Source organism: Thermodesulfovibrio sp. 3907-1M (genome assembly GCF_040450955.1).
Taxonomy (GTDB): Bacteria; Nitrospirota; Thermodesulfovibrionia; order Thermodesulfovibrionales; family Thermodesulfovibrionaceae; genus Thermodesulfovibrio; species Thermodesulfovibrio autotrophicus.
The window spans coordinates 1,530,262-1,545,765 of record NZ_CP144373.1 but is presented as its reverse complement, the minus strand read 5'-3'; the positions used below and the strand labels follow the sequence as shown (position 1 = coordinate 1,545,765).

Genomic DNA, 15,504 nt, shown 5'->3' with positions numbered 1-15,504 from the left:
ATTTTATCTCAGCTACATCTGGTAAATCCACAACTGTGACAGATAACGCATCCTTCTTCATAAGAAAGTGCACTTCCACATTCAGGACATGCACCGTAATGAGCTGCTTCATCATCTGAACTTTGAACTGTTAATTTTGAATTTTGAAGCTTTTGAGTTGGTGAGCCGTCTGAGGCTTTTGAATCACCTGTCTTGCTATGGTAACTTTCTCTTATTTCAGCCTCAATTGCCTTTGCAATGGCATCTGAACAGCTTGTGATCTTTCCATTACCTGACCACACAGGAGCATGACAGGATATTCCTTTAAGTTGTTTTACTATTTCTTCTGGTTCAATTCCGCTTCTTAGGGCAAGAGATATAAGCCTTCCAATTGCTTCTGCCTGAGAAGCTGCGCATCCACCTGCTTTGCCTATATTTGTAAAGACTTCAAAGGGTTTTCCTTCATGATCTTGATTTATTGTTACATAAAGATTTCCACAGCCTGTTTTCATCAATCTTGTAACTCCTTTCAGAACCTCAGGTCTTTTTCTTGGTTTAAGAGTTAAAGGAGTGCTTTGAGCTTCTGTTTTAGTCTTCTGTATGACCTGTCCCTGTCTTGAGCCGTCTCTATAAACAGTAACGCCTTTGCATCCAAGACGATAGGCAAGAAGATAAACCTCTCTTACATCATCCTCTGTTGCATGATTTGGAAGATTTACTGTTTTACTTACTGCATTGTCAACATATTGTTGAAAAGCTGCCTGCATGCGCACATGTTCAGATGGAGAAATTTCGTGAGCTGTAACAAATATTTTCTTAATCTCCTCAGGGATTTCTTTAATTTCCTGAATTGAACCTGTTTCAGCTATCTTTTCAGCTAAAGCATCAGACCAGAGTCCTAATTTTTCCATTTCTTTTCTGAAATAAGGGTTAACTTCTACAAGGCGTGTTCCATCCATCACATTTCTTGCAAAACATATGGCAAAAAGTGGTTCAATTCCAGATGAACATCCTGCAATTATGCTCAGTGTCCCTGTTGGTGCAATTGTGGTTATAGTCGCATTTCTTAAAGGCATTTTTCCGTAATAAATGCTTTTTTCATAATTAGGAAATGTTCCTCTTTCCTTTGCCAGTTCCTGAGAAGCCAACCTTCCTTCCTGAAGTATAAACTTCATCAATTCTTCTGCCAGACTTAGAGCTTCTTTTGAATTATAAGGAATTCTTAACTGAACAAGCATGTCAGCCCAGCCCATCACACCAAGCCCTATTTTTCTGTTTGCCTTTGTATTTTTTTCTATGATAGTCAATGGATATTTATTTGCATCAATTACATTATCAAGAAAATGAACAGCCTTCCATACAGTGCTTCTCAGAAGCTCCCAGTCAACAGAGTCTCCTCTTACCATTTTTGCAAGATTTATTGAGCCAAGATTACAGGACTCATATGGTAAAAGAGGTTGTTCTCCACAGGGATTTGTTGCTTCAATTTCTCCAAGTAGAGGTGTTGGATTGGCGGCATTAATTCTATCAAGGAAAACAATTCCTGGTTCACCATTTTTCCATGCCTGATGCACTATCAGATCAAAAACTTCCTTAGCTTTAAGCCTTTTTACAGCCTTACCTGTTCTTGGATTTATTAGATCGTATTCTTCATCATTTATAACTGCTCTCATAAACTCTTCTGTAAGTCCAACAGAAATATTAAAGTTTGTAAATTTTGTAAGGTCATCTTTGCATTTTATAAACTCTAAAATATCCGGATGGTCAACTCTCAGAAGCCCCATGTTAGCACCTCTGCGCCTTCCTCCCTGTTTTACAGCCTCTGTTGCCGAATCAAAAACACTCATGAAGGATACAGGTCCTGAACTTATTCCCTTTGTTGAGCCCACCACATCTCCTTTGGGCCTGAGACGAGAAAAGCTAAAACCTGTGCCACCTCCTGATTTATGTATGATTGCTGCATACTTGACAGCATCAAAAATTCCTTCCATAGAGTCTTCCACAGGCAAGACAAAGCAGGCGCTGAGTTGTCCAAGAGGAGTTCCGGCATTCATTAAAGTGGGAGAGTTTGGTAAGAATTTAAGTGTAGTCATAAGCTCGTAGAATTCCTCTTTTGTTTTATTGACCTCCTTTTCAGATTTACCGTACATTGCGTCTATTTGAGCAATTGCTATGGCTACCCGACGAAATAACTCTTCTGGTGTTTCTATGATTTTACCCTCTTCATCTTTTTTAAGGTATCTCCTTTTTAAAACTTCTATTGCATTGTCTGTTAGCTCCACTTTTACCATTGTTTCCATGTGCCCTCCCATCTTTTAGTAGACTGTTCAAAAACTTGCAAGCTCCTGAAAATCAAGAACTTGCAAGCCTCTTTAATTTTCAATAACCTCCAATAAGGAGGAGATCCCTTGCTTAAGCTCGGGATGACATAAAAAATGCCTCAAAAGGACAAAATAAAGTTGTTAAGAAATAAAACTTTAGATTATAATTTTAAGCATGACAACAGATATTTTTCTACTACTTTTTAATCTTTTCTTGATATTATTGAGCGCGGAGATTTTCACCAACGGCATTGAAGTGTTCGGGAAAAGACTCGCCCTTAGTCAGGCAGTTACAGGAAGTATACTGGCTGCAGTAGGCACAGCTCTTCCTGAAACGATTCTTCCTCTAGTTGCTATTTTACTGCATAAAGGAGAGGCAGGACATAGTATTGGTATCGGCGCAATTCTCGGTGCTCCTTTTATGCTTGCCACACTGGCTTTTTTAATGATAGGATTAACTGTTGTTGCTGGATATGTTTCAAAAAGGAGAACCTTTGTCTTTGAAGCTGAAATTCCAACAGTGAGAAGGGATTTAGTTTTTTTTCTAATTATGTATTCTTCAGGAATCTTTTTACCCATGTTTTTAAAAAAACACATAGTAGTTGCCCTTTTACTTCTGTTTGGATACATTGCCTATTTATATGTTACTGTCAAGAGTGAAAGTGAAGGAATTTTACATGAGGAAAAACTCTATTTTGATAAAATCTTTGGAAAAGTTCTGCCAGTAAAGAGATTTGAAACTTTTTTTTCACTCGCCCAGGTTTTGATTGCTCTTTTTATAATGATTGAAGGTGCACATGGATTTGTTTCTGCGCTGCAGCATTTTTCTCTGAAGATAGGATTTGACCCTCTTTTGTTTGCTCTTTTGATTGCTCCTATTGCAACAGAGCTTCCTGAAAAGTTTAATTCTGTAACATGGACCTTCAAAGGAAGGGATACCTTAGCGATGGGAAATGTAACAGGCGCAATGGTTTTTCAGTCAACCTTTCCTGTTTCAGTAGGAATTATTTTTACGGACTGGGATATTACAGGTTATGCTCTTTTGAGTGCCTGTCTTGCAATTTTAGCAGTAGCAATAATTTTAGGGGGAATCCTCATAAAAAAAAGGATTTCCCCCTTTATTTTAATTTTATCAGGCTCCTTTTATCTGATATATGCGTTGCTTATTATAAAGCCCTTTTAGCTATTCTTCCTCTTCCTCAAACAATTCTTCAACTTCCTCTTTCCCTTCTTCAAGCTCATCTTCCTGTTCCTCATCATTCATAAGAAGAAGGGTGAGAAATTCACCAACATGGGTTTTTTCTTCTCTTGCAATGTCAAGAAAAACAGCTTTAATCTTTTCATCATCTGTTAATGAAGCAAGCTGTTCATAGAGATTGATAGCATCAAGCTCCGCAATAAGCCCTATTCTTAAAATTTGTCTGTTAATATCGCCCTGTTCTAAATTTTCCATTGAAAAAGGTATTTTGGAAAGCATAAAACACCTCCGTTTTCTTTCAATTATACAATAAAAATTTGTTAAAATTAAACAAATAGTTTAAGGAGGATGAAAATGAGAGAGGAAGGTAAGATTTTGGCAGCTTTTCTTTTAGGAGGAGTAATTGGAGCAGCTGTGGCACTTCTTTATGCACCAAAGTCAGGGCAAGAAACAAGAAAAGAAATTAAAAAGAAAGCTAAAGAGCTTAAGAAAAAAACTGTCAGAGCAGCGGAAGAGCTTTATGAAGAGATTGAGGAACTTTCAGAAATGCTTAAAGAGAAACTTAAAGATATTAAAGAGCGTGGTCAGGAATTAAGCTCAGATGCTAAAAAAGAAGTTTTAAATCAGATTGAAAAGCTTACAAAAATAATTGACGACAAAAAGAAGAAGCTTCTGGAGAAGCTTGATTGATTGAAAAAAAAGCTCTTCTGGACTTAGATTTTTATAAAATTCTGAGTTTAATAGAAGAGTTTGCCAGTTCCTCAGCTACAAAAAAAGCTATTGAAGCGATTTTTCCTTTTGATGATTTTGAACAAGCAGACAGGTCTCTTAAAGAGTTTGAGGAAATAAAAGAATATCTTGATCAGGGAGCTGAGCTTCCTATATCTTTTTTCCCTGATATTTCTGAATTGCTTGATAAAGCAAAGAAAGAAGGAGCTATTTTTGAACCCTCTGAATTAACTCAATTTTTAAAGGTTCTGAGAGTTCTGGATAAAGTAGCTCCTTTTGTTGATGAGCTTTTAAACTACCCTTTTTTCAGAGAGAAAATAAAAAGCATTCTTAAAACCAGTTTATCATTGGGTCAGCCATATCTTCTTGAAATACTTGAAAATACCATTGATGAAGAGGGAAATATTCTTGACACAGCCTCTCCGTTTCTGAATTACATAAGAAAACAGATAAAAATAACAGAGGAAAGAATAAAACAAAAGCTTGAAGAAATAATTAACAGACCAAATATACAGGTTTTTCTTCAGGACAGATTTATTACAAAAAGAAACAACAGATGGGTTATACCTGTTCGGATGGATTCAAAGGGACAGGTTGCAGGAATTGTTCATGATGTTTCTCGTTCAGGGGAGACAGCTTTTATAGAACCAGCTGAAATAACAGCCTTATCCAAAAAACTGGAAGAGCTTTTAATTGAACAGAGAGTTGAAGAAATAAGAATACTTAAAGAAGTCTCCTTTGAGATTCATCAAATCAGTGATGCCCTTGAAAGAGAGTTTAAATTACTCATTTATCTTGATAAAATGCTTTCAATATATAAATTTTCCAGAAAATTTAATGCTCATGCTCCTCAACTCACTAAAGAAATCACGATAAATCTGATTGATGCCAGACATCCTATACTGATGCTTTCAAGAGATGTTGTGCCCCTTCAGATAGAACTGAGAAATAAAAAAGTTCTTGTAATTACAGGTCCTAATGCAGGGGGCAAAACTGTAACACTGAAGACAGTAGGACTTCTAACTGCAATGGCTATTTCTGGACTTCCCATACCAGCAAGTCCTTCTTCTACAGTTCCCTTTGTAAAAAGTATATATGTTGACTTTTATCATGAAGACTCTATTGAAGAGCATCTTTCCAGCTTTGCCGCCCACATAGTAACTCTCAAAAAAATAGTTGAAAATGCTAATTCTGATAGCCTTGTTCTTCTTGATGAAATAGGCACAAATACTGATCCTGAGGAAGGCTCTGCATTAGCATGTGCAATACTTGAAGAGTTAAAAGACAGAGGAGTTTTCACCTTCGCAACAACCCATTTAAGTAAAGTTAAAATTTTTGCAACAACCAATGAAGACATAGAGATAGCCTCTATGCTTTTTGACGAAAAAACAATGTCTCCTCTTTATAAATTAAGCATCGGCAGTTTAACTCCTTCATATGCCCTTCAGATTGCTCAAAAATATGGTTTTCCTGAAAAGCTTATTAAAAGAGCTTACGAGTTAAAAGGCTCTCAGGATAAAGAAATCTATAAACTTATGAAAGAGCTTGAAGAGGCTAAAGCTGAATACAATAAGAGACTTGATGAGATTGAAAAAATCAAAAACAGTGTCATTACCGAAAAGGAAAGACTGGAAAAAGAAATTTCCTTTGCTTCTGAAAAAAAGAAAAGAATCATTGAAGAAGCAAAAATAGAGGCTCATAATATGATCATGAAATTAAAAAAAGAGATTAACATTCTTCATGAGGAAGCTAAAAAAGCAGACAGGAAAAAACTTAAAGAAATATCTCTTAAAATTTCAGAACTCTCAAAACAGCTATTGCCTCAGGAGATTAGAGTTCCTGAAAACATTCAGATTGGTGATGCTGTAAAGGTAAAAACTCTTGAGCTTACAGGAAAGGTGGCTTTTATTGAAGATAAAAAAGTAAAGATTAAAACAGATAAAATGTTTGTAGAAGCAAAAATTGAAGAGCTTGAGAAGATTGAACCAGAGCAGACAGAGGAAAAATCAAATATTTCTTTTATTCAGGTTGAGGAGATTACTACAAAGCTTGACATTCGGGGTTTAAGAGTTGATGAATCAGTCCCGCTAATAGAAAAATTTTTAAATAAACTCTCTTTAAGCGAGGCTTCCTCAGGAGTCATTATTCACGGAGTCGGTAAAGGTATTTTAAGAAATTTCGTGAGAGACTACTTAAAGGAACATCCTCTGGTAAAAAGCCTCAGAAAGGGTAATGCTGATGAAGGCGGAGATGCTGTAACAGTGGTTGAAATAAAATGAAAACCGCTGGCATTATTGGAGCAGGTAAAGCTGATAAAGAGCTTTTAGAGCTGGCAGAAGAAGTTGGAAGACTCCTTGCAAAGGAAGGAATTACTGTTATCACAGGTGGTTTAGGAGGAGTAATGGAGGCAGCAAGCAGGGGAGCATTTCTTGAAGGAGGCATTACAGTGGGAATCTTGCCAACACTTAAAAAAGAAGATGCCAATCCCTATGTGAAAATTCCTATTCCTACAGGAATGGGGGAGATGAGAAATGCTCTTATTGTAAGAGCCTCTGATTTATTGATTGCTATTGGTGGTGAGTATGGCACCCTCAGTGAGATAGCCCTGGCATTAAAAACCGGTAAAAAAGTCATAGGACTTAAAACATGGAATATACCCGGAATAATAGAGTGTCACTCAGCAGAAGAGGCTGTAAGGCTTGCCACATCCTTAATTAAGGGTAAATAAATCTTAAAGGTTGTTCCTTTGCCTACCTCGCTTTCTACTTCAATAGATCCCTCATGGTCTCTCACAATTCGGTAAACAATTGAAAGCCCCAGTCCTGTTCCCTTAGCACCTTTTGTAGTAAAAAAGGGTTCAAATATTCTTTTCTGAGTTTCCTCATCCATGCCAGTTCCTGTATCTGTTACAGATAAAACCGCAAACTCTTTATTTAACAGAGAGGCAACATCTGTTTTTATCTTTATTGTTCCTCCTTCTGGCATGGCATCAAGGGCATTCTGTATTAAATTAGTTAAAACTTCATTAAAGGCTTCAATATCAAGCTTTACCATGAGAGGAATGCTTGATAATTCGTAAACTACTTTAATGTAGTGTTCAACAGTCACATCTATCTTTGTTTTCATTGACTGAATCAGGAAGTTTAGATCAAAAACCTTCATCTCATACCTTCTTTCACCTGTAACATTTAAGATTTCCTTTGAAAGATATATTGCCCTTTTTGATGCATTAATTATCTGGTCAAGAGCGTTTCTTACAAACTCCTCTGATGCCTTTGGCTGAGCAAGAGTTGCAAATCCCTGAATTATGTTGATTAAATCCTTAAATCTATGTACTGCTTCACCAAGAGAATGCCTTACACATTCAAAATAGCTAAATTCCTCCATTTTTCTTTCCATTTCTCTTGCTTCAAGGATTCTTAATGAAGCACTGGAAATTGCTCTGCTTAAGTATCCTATTTCATCTGTTCTTTGAGAATATTTTTTAAGGTATATCTCTTTGAAGCCAAGATAAGATGTCTGCTCTGAGATTTCAATTAAGGGATTCATGTATTTTTTTGTAATGTAAAGGAGCACTATAAAAACAAGAGCCAGGGAAGCAAAAATCTGATAAAAAAGATGAAGGTATAGGCTTTTTGTAATGACTTTCTCTGGTATCATTATTACAAGAGAAAGTTTTCTATTTTTTATGCTCCAGTTTTCTATTTTTACAAACCATTTTTGATTGTGAAAACTGATCTTATCTTTTCCTGAATACAGGGCTTTGTACAGTAGAGGGAATTGCTCCTTATTAACTCTATAAATTTTTTCTGGCTCAGGAGTGATTTCATCAACAAAAGCTATAAGCTCATTACTGTCTGAAATAAGATAAAGCTTTACTTCTGGATAAAGCCTTTCTTTGGCTTTATATAAGAACGATGATACATCCTTTATCATTAAATCAATGCCGACAACTTCTTTTGAATCACCACACAAAACTAAAGAAGCTGTAAAACCAGGGTCCTTTGTGGTCCTGAAAAGGTACTGTTGACTCCATTGAATATCATTGCTCTCAAGAGCCTGTTTATACCAGAGTGTGTTTCTTGGATCGTAATTATCCTTAAGTTGTCTTTTATTTATTATTTCTCCATTATTGTTGAGAGTATTCCATACTACATATCCTCGGTTCTTTGCCTTTTTAATTCTGTTAAGCCATCTGCCTCTATCATTTAAAATAAGATAGCCATTTCCCTTCCCATCTCCGTAATTTATTGATGTTACATAGGGATATTTTTTCATAAAATCCATAAGAAATTTATTGGTTTTTTCAATGTCATTGAAGTTTAAAATTTTACAGCAAACAAGAGACTGAATGTTATACAGGAAAGTTTCAACAGGACTCACCAATTTATCAACCTCTCCTTTAAAAAATGATGAAACTGTTTCAATGTGATGACTAAGATATTGCTCACAAAGATGGAAAGAGACTAAATAATTGGTTATGGCAATACCTGTAGCCAGAGCTATCATTACCAGTACAGTAAGCCACTTAATACTTAAAGTAAATTTTGCCATCCAGATTAAATTATATCTTTTAAAAATTTTTTTAGCTACTTTAAGATTGCCGATAGAAAATTTTCAAGACTGACTTAATCTTCAATTACCTGCACAATAAGGAGTAGACACTTAGCGTTTTTTATTCAACAATTAACACTTTACCTTATACGGAGTGCATTTGCCATTTTTATCAGGACAGCATCTTTCGCACCAGTGTTGCCCGTTTTTATCACAGCAACATACTCTCTCATAGCAACCATTTAACTGAAGACTCCATTGGGAGCAGTTTGCCGATTCTGCAAGAAGAGTATTTTCTGAGTTAATATTACATGAATTAAACTGCTCAACGGATTTTGTTGTTGATAACCCTGATGAAGCAAAGGTAAACATCAGTCCGATCAAAAAAATTGCTAAAACTAATCTTTTCATTTTTAACCTCCTGAATTATTTAATTGTTAATCGTTCCATTAAAAATCTTACCTGTCTGTCCTCTGGGTTAAGTCTCAAAACTTCTTCAAAAATCTTTTTCGCCTCATCTTCCTTTCCAGCTTGGTAATACATTAAACCAAGGGATCTTTTTAGTGTTGAGTCTTTTGGAAACTTTTCCACCCCCTCTACGAGATAATTCAATGCTTTTTCATCTTCTCTCATCTCCTGATAGCAGACAGCAAGATAGTAGTAAACCTCTGCAGTTGGCTGAGCTTTAAGTGCTTTTTCAAAAAGTGTTACAGCTTTTCCATAGTTTCTCTGTCTGAAGTAGTTTCCACCTTCAATAACAAGTTCTGTTGCCTTTCTCTGCCTTTCTTCCTGAGAGAGACCTGAATAGGGATTGGCAATGGCATTTACAACTTTCCCTTCTGGAAGTTTAAGATTATAAACACTGCTTACATGAATATTTTTAAGCTTCATCTCATCAATGTTTATTGAACCAAAGTAATTTGGAGCAATCTTTACAATTGTTTCTGAAGAAATATTCAGAGTATTATCATAAATGTTGTTATCCTTTATCTCGCCTGAAAATCCGTTAATCTTAATGCCTGTCTCATTCTGGAATATGTTGTTCATGGAAATTGTAGAATCTGTTTTTAAAAGCTCAATTCCTGTTTTATTTCCTGAAATTGTTAAGTTTTTAATTGAAGCAGAGGGAATTCCTGATATTAAAATCCCTGTATCACAGTAGGTTATTACTCCGTTTTCAACAAAACCACGAGCTGAATTTAAAATCAATCCCGTGTGTGCATTCTTTAGCCTGAATCCGTTTATGTTTAAATCTCCTTCTTTAACAGTTATTCCTTTCCATTTTTTATCAGTAGCTGAAACAAACTCAACAGAAGCGTCCTTTGCATCTATGACGATCTTACCTTCAACAGTAAGCTCAGAATTTTCATGAAACATTATTCTTGTCTCAGGCTCAACTGTCAGCGTTAAACCTTTTGGTATTCTGAGGCTATCCTTAACAATGTAAATCCCTGAAAGCACGGTGTCTCTTTCAATTGTTCCTGAGATTATCTGAGACTCAATGGTTGTGAGAGAAGCTTTTACAGAATCCTGTATTTCCGATTCATTTCCCGCAGTATCATATGCAATGACTCTGTAGTAATAAACTTTTCCATGCTCCAATGCTCTGTCTTCAAAGAAAGAGAGTTCAACCTTTCCAATTTCTTTAAATCCTGTAAGTGGCTGTTCACTTCTTAAAATCTTATAGCCCTTTAAATCAGAAACATTTTTCAGAGCCTGCCATGAAACTTCAATTCTGTCATGAAAGCCTTTAGCTCTTAATCCTGTTACCTGAGGAGGTGGTGTTGTGTCAATTGTAATAAATCCACTTACATCAATCCATTGAGTTTCATACCCGCCTGGTTTTCTTAATGATACAACTATGGGAGCTTCTTTTACATTATCACCGGGCATAACAACATACTCACCAATGTAAATTCCAGGCTGAGTTTCTTTCATGGCTATGCCTCTTTTAAAGTTACCAATATCAAAGGTAGCAACCATTCCTCTGTCTCCTTCTAAACCAACCTGTATGAGTTTTCCTTTGCCAAAGGGAGAATCCTTAGCATTTGTAAGAACCTCTTTAATTACAGGTCTTTCCTCAACTATACCAGATGGTGAAGGAATTTTTGCATTGAATTTATAGCAAAGTTCATTGAGCATTCTTACCTGTTGAATATCCCTTATGTTCATTGCTGTTGAGATTGCTGTTATGACCGCACTTAATGGAGAGAGTGGAACTCCACCCTCATGGTATCTGACAGAGTCTTTCAGTCTAAGAATCTCTTTTGCTGTCCTTGTATTTATCATCCAGACTTCAGCTTCTATGCCAAGCTGTGAATAGGCAACTGCATAAATTTTTTTATAGTCCGTAACTCTACCGTAAATCAATCCATCGCATCCAAGAGCCTCACATATCTCCTTTGGTTGGATGTCAAGGATGTTTTTGCCCTTTGATTTTTCAAGCTGAACTATTTTTTCATCAACAATGTTCAGTTCAATATCCCTGTAAGGCTTAGAGCTAAAGTGATTGTAAAAGGCTTTTCTTACTTGATTTGCTATTCCAAGCTCTTCTGTTTTATTTTCAAAAGGAAGAATGGCAACTGTTTTTGGAAGCTCTTCCTCTGATATTTCTCCTTGAGGGGTTTCCTTTTTTACCTCAGGCATGGTAGCACAGGAAGCGATAAACAAAACAATAAAGAAGACAAACAAAGTTTTTTTCATTAACGCACTCCTAAGGCTTTTTTCAAATTATAATGCTTTATCGAAATGATTTCAAGGTAATTTTCACATTAACTGCGGAGGAGATTCTTCGCCTTCCGAGGGTGGCATCCCGCCCGAGGAATCTCCTGTCCTTCTGTCATTGCGAGCCCGACGGAGTGGGGCGTGGCAATCTCTTCTTTTTCAGTAAGGAGGAGATTACTCGCCTGTCTCTGGCAGGCTCGGAATGACAAAAAATATGGGAATGACAAGGCAGAGGGGAATGACAGAAAAAGAGGTTCAGGATGAGTTAACTCACTTTTATTCTAATAAATCTTCTTTTGCCCACCTTTAAAATATACTCCCCAGCTTTAAGTTTTATATCAGGATTTATCGTGAGCTCATTGTTAATCTTGACAGCACCCTGTTTGATAAGCCTTATTGCCTCTGAGGTGCTTGTTGTAAGAGCATGTTCTTTCATTATTTTTGGAAGCCAGATTCCTTCTCCTTCATCCTTTACCTCTACAGTCTCAATGTCTTCAGGAATCCCTTTTTTTCTGAAAAGTTTAACAAAGTTTTCTCTTGCTTTCTCTGCAAGCTCTTTACTGTGATATCTTGTAACAATTTCCACTGCAAGAGCTTCCTTTGCATCTCTTGGATTAATTCTTCCTTCTTTTATACCATTTTTAAGCTCATTGAGATCTTCAATTGATATATGACTCAGAAGTTCGTAATACTTGAGCATTAATTCATCGTTGATGGACATTATTTTCCCAAACATCTCATCAGGTGGTTCGTTTATTCCAATGTAGTTACCAAGACTTTTAGACATCTTTTGCACACCATCAAGCCCCTCAAGAAGAGGCATTGTGATTATTACCTGCTGTTGCATTCCGTACATCTTCATTAACTGTCTTCCCATAAGAAGATTGAACTTCTGATCAGTGCCACCGAGTTCTACATCTGCTTTTAAGTAAACGGAGTCATAAGCCTGAAGCAGAGGATAGAGAAACTCAAGAATTGATATGGGACGACCTTCTGTAAAGCGTTTTTTAAAGTCCTCTCTTTCAAGCATTCTTGCTACAGTCTCTGCTCCTGCAAGTCTGCACATATCAAGTGCTGTCATTCTGTTAAACCATTCACTGTTAAACATTATCACCGTTTTTTCTGGATCAAGAATTTTGAAGACCTGCTCTTTGTATGTTTCGGCATTTTTCAGGACTTCCTCTCTTGTAAGAGGCTTTCTTGTCTCTGTTTTACCTGAAGGGTCTCCTATCATTCCAGTGAAATCGCCAATAAGAAATATAACTTCATGACCAAGTTCCTGAAACTGCCTCATCTTTTCAAGTAGCACAGTATGTCCGAGATGTATGTCTGGTGCAGTTGGATCAAAACCAACTTTTATTCTTAATGGTTTTCCTTCTTTGCAGGAGCGTTCAAGCTTTTTTTTGAGGTCTTCTTCAAGAATTATCTCAACAGTGCCTCTTTTAATTATTTCAAGCTGTTTTTCAGGTGTAACCATCTGTCCTCCTTTGCCTTAGAAAGAATGTTGTTTGTCAGGGAACTCGCCTTTTTCAACTTCTTCTTTATATTGTTTTACTGCTTTCAGAATTTCATCTTTTAAACTTGCGTATTTTTTAACAAATTTTGGCGTAAATCTCTCAAAAAGTCCGAGCAAATCATGTATTACCAAAACCTGTCCATCACAGTGAGGACCTGCTCCAATACCTATTGTTGGAATTTCAAGAGATTCAGTTATCTCCTGGGCAAGCTCTGAAGGAATTACTTCAAGCACTATTGCCACAGCACCCTTTTCCTGAAGTCTTAATGCATCCTCCTTTATTCTTTTTGCCTGCTGTTCTGTTTTACCCTGAAGCCTGTATCCTCCCATTCTGAGCACTGCCTGAGGAGTAAGTCCAAGATGCCCAATAACAGGAATCTCTGCTTCTGTAATAGCTTTTACTTGAGAGAGAATTTCTCTTCCACCTTCAAGTTTGACAGCCTGTGCACCTGCCTCTTTTATAAGTTTACCCGCATTTCTTACAGCCTCCTCAACACTTACCTGATAGGACATAAATGGCATGTCAGCCACAATCATTGCTCTTTTTGTTGATTTTACAACAATTTTTGTATGATATAACATCTCTTCCATTGTTACAGGAAGTGTTGTTTCATTTCCCTGAACTACCATTGAAAGAGAGTCTCCTACAAGAATCATATCTATTCCCGCTTCATCAATAAGATGGGCCAAGGGATAGTCATAAGCGGTAAGCATTGTGATTTTCTGTTTTTGCTTTTTTTTATCCAGTAAATCAGTAACAGTGAACCTCATTTTAAAATTTAGCCTTTGAATTTTGAACGCCCATGAGGCGGTTCTGTGTCCTTCTAATTGCCTTAAGTTGAAGTTGAAGACTTCTTACTCCCTCCCACTCATTTATCACTGGAGTAAATGCTGCATCAACAAGGCATCCCTCAAGTATTGGTTCTCCTGCCATATCAAAACCTATTGCCGGAATATATTTTCCATTTTGCCTTAAAGACATTTTAAGATGATTACTGCCCACCTTTCTTAAATTTACCACAGTAAGCTCTTTTGCTCCAAAAATGGGCTCACGATTTCCTTCTCCAAAAGGTTCAAGAAGCTTTATTTCTTCTGTGAGTTTTTCATTGACCTCTGATAAACTGACCTGAGCATCCAGCTGAAGCACATTTTTTGGCTCCATATCCATGCTTTCTGCTAATTTGCAAAGCCTTTCTTTGAATTCATTAAGCTTTTCTTTGTAAAGCATTACTCCTGCTGCCTGCTTGTGACCTCCAAAGCGTATAAGAAGGTCTTTGCAACTGCAAAGCATTTTCTGTAAATCAACACCACTGGGAGCTCTTGCAGAACCCTTTGCTTTGTTTTCGTCTATTGCCATGATGAATACAGGTCTGTTAAATCTATCAAGAAGTTTGCTTGCCACTGTGCCAACAACTCCAAGATGCCAGTCCCCCCATAGTACAACAACGGCTTCGTCGTTAAATTCATTATCCAGCTTCTTTTCAACCTCCTCCATAATTTTTTCTTCTGTTTTTTGTCTTAAAGAGTTTATCTGATTTATCCACTGTCCAATGTTTTCAATTTCTCCAATATCCTCGGAAGTAAAAAACTTTACTACATCTTGAGCATGGTCAATTCTTCCAGGTGCATTTATTCTCGGTATAAGGCAATAACTTAAATGAAAATTTTTGATAATGTTTGAATTTACTCCTGCTATTTCTTTTAATATCTTAATTGAAGCTCTACATGGATTTTCAAGAAGTCCCCATCCCTGTTTTATTAGTGCTCTATTTGTGGTATTAAGAGGTACCATATCAGCATAGGTTCCGAGTGTTACAAGGTCAAGATACTGCATGGCTTCTTCAGAATTTAAAGCCATCGCAAGCATGAAAGCAACTCCTACACCTGCCAGAGATGTATATGGAGAGTTTTCATCAACTTTAGGATTGATTATGGTTAAAGCCTCAGGAAGCACCAATTCTCCATCTATTCTCAATGGTTCATGATGATCTGTGATGATTGTCTCAATTCCCTCTTTTTTTGCGTATTGAACCATCTCAAAGTCTCTTATTCCGCAGTCAACAGTTATGATGAGCTTTGCTCCTGCTTTTTTTGCCTCTTCAATGCTTGTTTTAGTTAAACCGTATCCGTGATGAATTCTATGGGGAATGTGATAAAAAACTTGAGCTTTCATCTTTTTCAAAATGTCATAAAGAATTGCAGTCCCTGTTAATCCATCAGCATCATAATCTCCATTGATAAAAATTTTTATGCCTGAGTTTATCGCATCCTTTATTATTCTTACAGCTTCATAAACTCCTGAAATGCTGAAGGGATCAATTAAATCCATTGAAGGGTTCAGGAAGGAATATATTTCATCTACCTCTTTAAGTCCCCTTGATACAAGAACCTGTGCAATGGGAATTGATATATTTAAGGACTTAGACAGATACTGAAGATAATCCTGATTTGTCTTAACAACAATCCATTCGCTGTATTGCATT

At 36.6% G+C, this 15,504-nt stretch carries 12 protein-coding genes; 4 read left to right on the top strand and 8 right to left on the bottom strand.

Annotated elements, in window-relative coordinates; genetic code table 11:
- Window positions 1–8: 8 nt before the first annotated feature.
- Window positions 9–2,261, bottom strand: a complete 2,253-nt coding sequence (locus tag V4D30_RS08005) for a vitamin B12-dependent ribonucleotide reductase (protein ID WP_353685164.1) — start codon at window positions 2,259–2,261, stop codon at window positions 9–11.
- Between the two features lie 214 nt (window positions 2,262–2,475).
- On the opposite strand from V4D30_RS08005, the gene V4D30_RS08000 reads away from it, so the two are divergent.
- Window positions 2,476–3,483 (top strand): sodium:calcium antiporter, encoded by a 1,008-nt coding sequence (locus V4D30_RS08000; protein WP_353683802.1) that lies wholly within the window; start codon window positions 2,476–2,478, stop codon window positions 3,481–3,483.
- Here V4D30_RS08000 and V4D30_RS07995 read toward each other — a convergent pair whose 3' ends face one another.
- Window positions 3,484–3,777: a ferritin family protein gene (locus V4D30_RS07995; protein WP_353683801.1), complete on the bottom strand. Its 294-nt coding sequence runs from the start codon at window positions 3,775–3,777 to the stop codon at window positions 3,484–3,486.
- Between the two features lie 75 nt (window positions 3,778–3,852).
- On the opposite strand from V4D30_RS07995, the gene V4D30_RS07990 reads away from it, so the two are divergent.
- Genes V4D30_RS07990 through V4D30_RS07980 form a run of 3 tightly spaced genes read left to right on the top strand, consistent with a single transcriptional unit; the run spans window position 3,853 to window position 6,955 of the window.
- A complete protein-coding gene (locus V4D30_RS07990) occupies window positions 3,853–4,188 on the top strand; it encodes a YtxH domain-containing protein (RefSeq protein WP_353683800.1) in 336 nt (111 codons plus the stop codon).
- Entirely contained in the window at window positions 4,185–6,506 is a 2,322-nt protein-coding gene (locus V4D30_RS07985) for an endonuclease MutS2 (protein WP_353683799.1), read from the top strand. The genes V4D30_RS07990 and V4D30_RS07985 overlap by 4 nt, the downstream gene beginning before the upstream one ends.
- Complete coding sequence (locus V4D30_RS07980; protein ID WP_353683798.1) at window positions 6,503–6,955, top strand: TIGR00725 family protein; 453 nt, start codon at window positions 6,503–6,505, stop codon at window positions 6,953–6,955. The genes V4D30_RS07985 and V4D30_RS07980 overlap by 4 nt, the downstream gene beginning before the upstream one ends.
- On the opposite strand, the gene V4D30_RS07975 is transcribed toward V4D30_RS07980, so the two are convergent.
- The 6 genes from V4D30_RS07975 to recJ all read right to left on the bottom strand — a co-directional run bounded on the left by V4D30_RS07975 (window position 6,901) and on the right by recJ (window position 15,503).
- Entirely contained in the window at window positions 6,901–8,781 is a 1,881-nt protein-coding gene (locus tag V4D30_RS07975) for an ATP-binding protein (protein WP_353683797.1), read from the bottom strand. The genes V4D30_RS07980 and V4D30_RS07975 overlap by 55 nt on opposite strands.
- A 132-nt stretch (window positions 8,782–8,913) precedes the next feature.
- Window positions 8,914–9,192: a hypothetical protein gene (locus tag V4D30_RS07970; protein ID WP_353683796.1), complete on the bottom strand. Its 279-nt coding sequence runs from the start codon at window positions 9,190–9,192 to the stop codon at window positions 8,914–8,916.
- A 15-nt stretch (window positions 9,193–9,207) separates the two neighbouring features.
- On the bottom strand, window positions 9,208–11,484 hold the full coding sequence (locus V4D30_RS07965) for a GNA1162 family protein (protein WP_353683795.1): 2,277 nt from the start codon (window positions 11,482–11,484) through the stop codon (window positions 9,208–9,210).
- 286 nt (window positions 11,485–11,770) lie between these two features.
- A complete protein-coding gene (gene tyrS / locus V4D30_RS07960) occupies window positions 11,771–12,982 on the bottom strand; it encodes a tyrosine--tRNA ligase (RefSeq protein WP_353683794.1) in 1,212 nt (403 codons plus the stop codon).
- A 15-nt stretch (window positions 12,983–12,997) separates the two neighbouring features.
- The gene (gene panB / locus V4D30_RS07955) at window positions 12,998–13,792 is read right to left on the bottom strand and encodes a 3-methyl-2-oxobutanoate hydroxymethyltransferase (protein ID WP_353683793.1); all 795 of its coding nucleotides are present in this window, start codon (window positions 13,790–13,792) and stop codon (window positions 12,998–13,000) included.
- Window position 13,793: 1 nt separating this feature from the next.
- On the bottom strand, window positions 13,794–15,503 hold the full coding sequence (gene recJ, locus V4D30_RS07950; RefSeq protein WP_353683792.1) for a single-stranded-DNA-specific exonuclease RecJ: 1,710 nt from the start codon (window positions 15,501–15,503) through the stop codon (window positions 13,794–13,796).
- Window position 15,504: the final 1 nt, after the last annotated feature.

What these genes read in the sequence shown, in the direction of transcription:
- V4D30_RS08000 (WP_353683802.1), top strand. Translation starts at nt 2,476, where the DNA reads ATGACAACAGATATTTTTCTACTACTTTTTAATCTTTTCTTGATATTA.
- V4D30_RS07970 (WP_353683796.1), bottom strand. Translation starts at nt 9,192, where the DNA reads ATGAAAAGATTAGTTTTAGCAATTTTTTTGATCGGACTGATGTTTACC.
- V4D30_RS07980 (WP_353683798.1), top strand. Translation starts at nt 6,503, where the DNA reads ATGAAAACCGCTGGCATTATTGGAGCAGGTAAAGCTGATAAAGAGCTT.
- V4D30_RS07990 (WP_353683800.1), top strand. Translation starts at nt 3,853, where the DNA reads ATGAGAGAGGAAGGTAAGATTTTGGCAGCTTTTCTTTTAGGAGGAGTA.
- V4D30_RS07975 (WP_353683797.1), bottom strand. Translation starts at nt 8,781, where the DNA reads ATGGCAAAATTTACTTTAAGTATTAAGTGGCTTACTGTACTGGTAATG.
- V4D30_RS07965 (WP_353683795.1), bottom strand. Translation starts at nt 11,484, where the DNA reads ATGAAAAAAACTTTGTTTGTCTTCTTTATTGTTTTGTTTATCGCTTCC.
- tyrS (WP_353683794.1), bottom strand. Translation starts at nt 12,982, where the DNA reads ATGGTTACACCTGAAAAACAGCTTGAAATAATTAAAAGAGGCACTGTT.
- V4D30_RS07995 (WP_353683801.1), bottom strand. Translation starts at nt 3,777, where the DNA reads ATGCTTTCCAAAATACCTTTTTCAATGGAAAATTTAGAACAGGGCGAT.
- recJ (WP_353683792.1), bottom strand. Translation starts at nt 15,503, where the DNA reads ATGCAATACAGCGAATGGATTGTTGTTAAGACAAATCAGGATTATCTT.
- panB (WP_353683793.1), bottom strand. Translation starts at nt 13,792, where the DNA reads ATGAGGTTCACTGTTACTGATTTACTGGATAAAAAAAAGCAAAAACAG.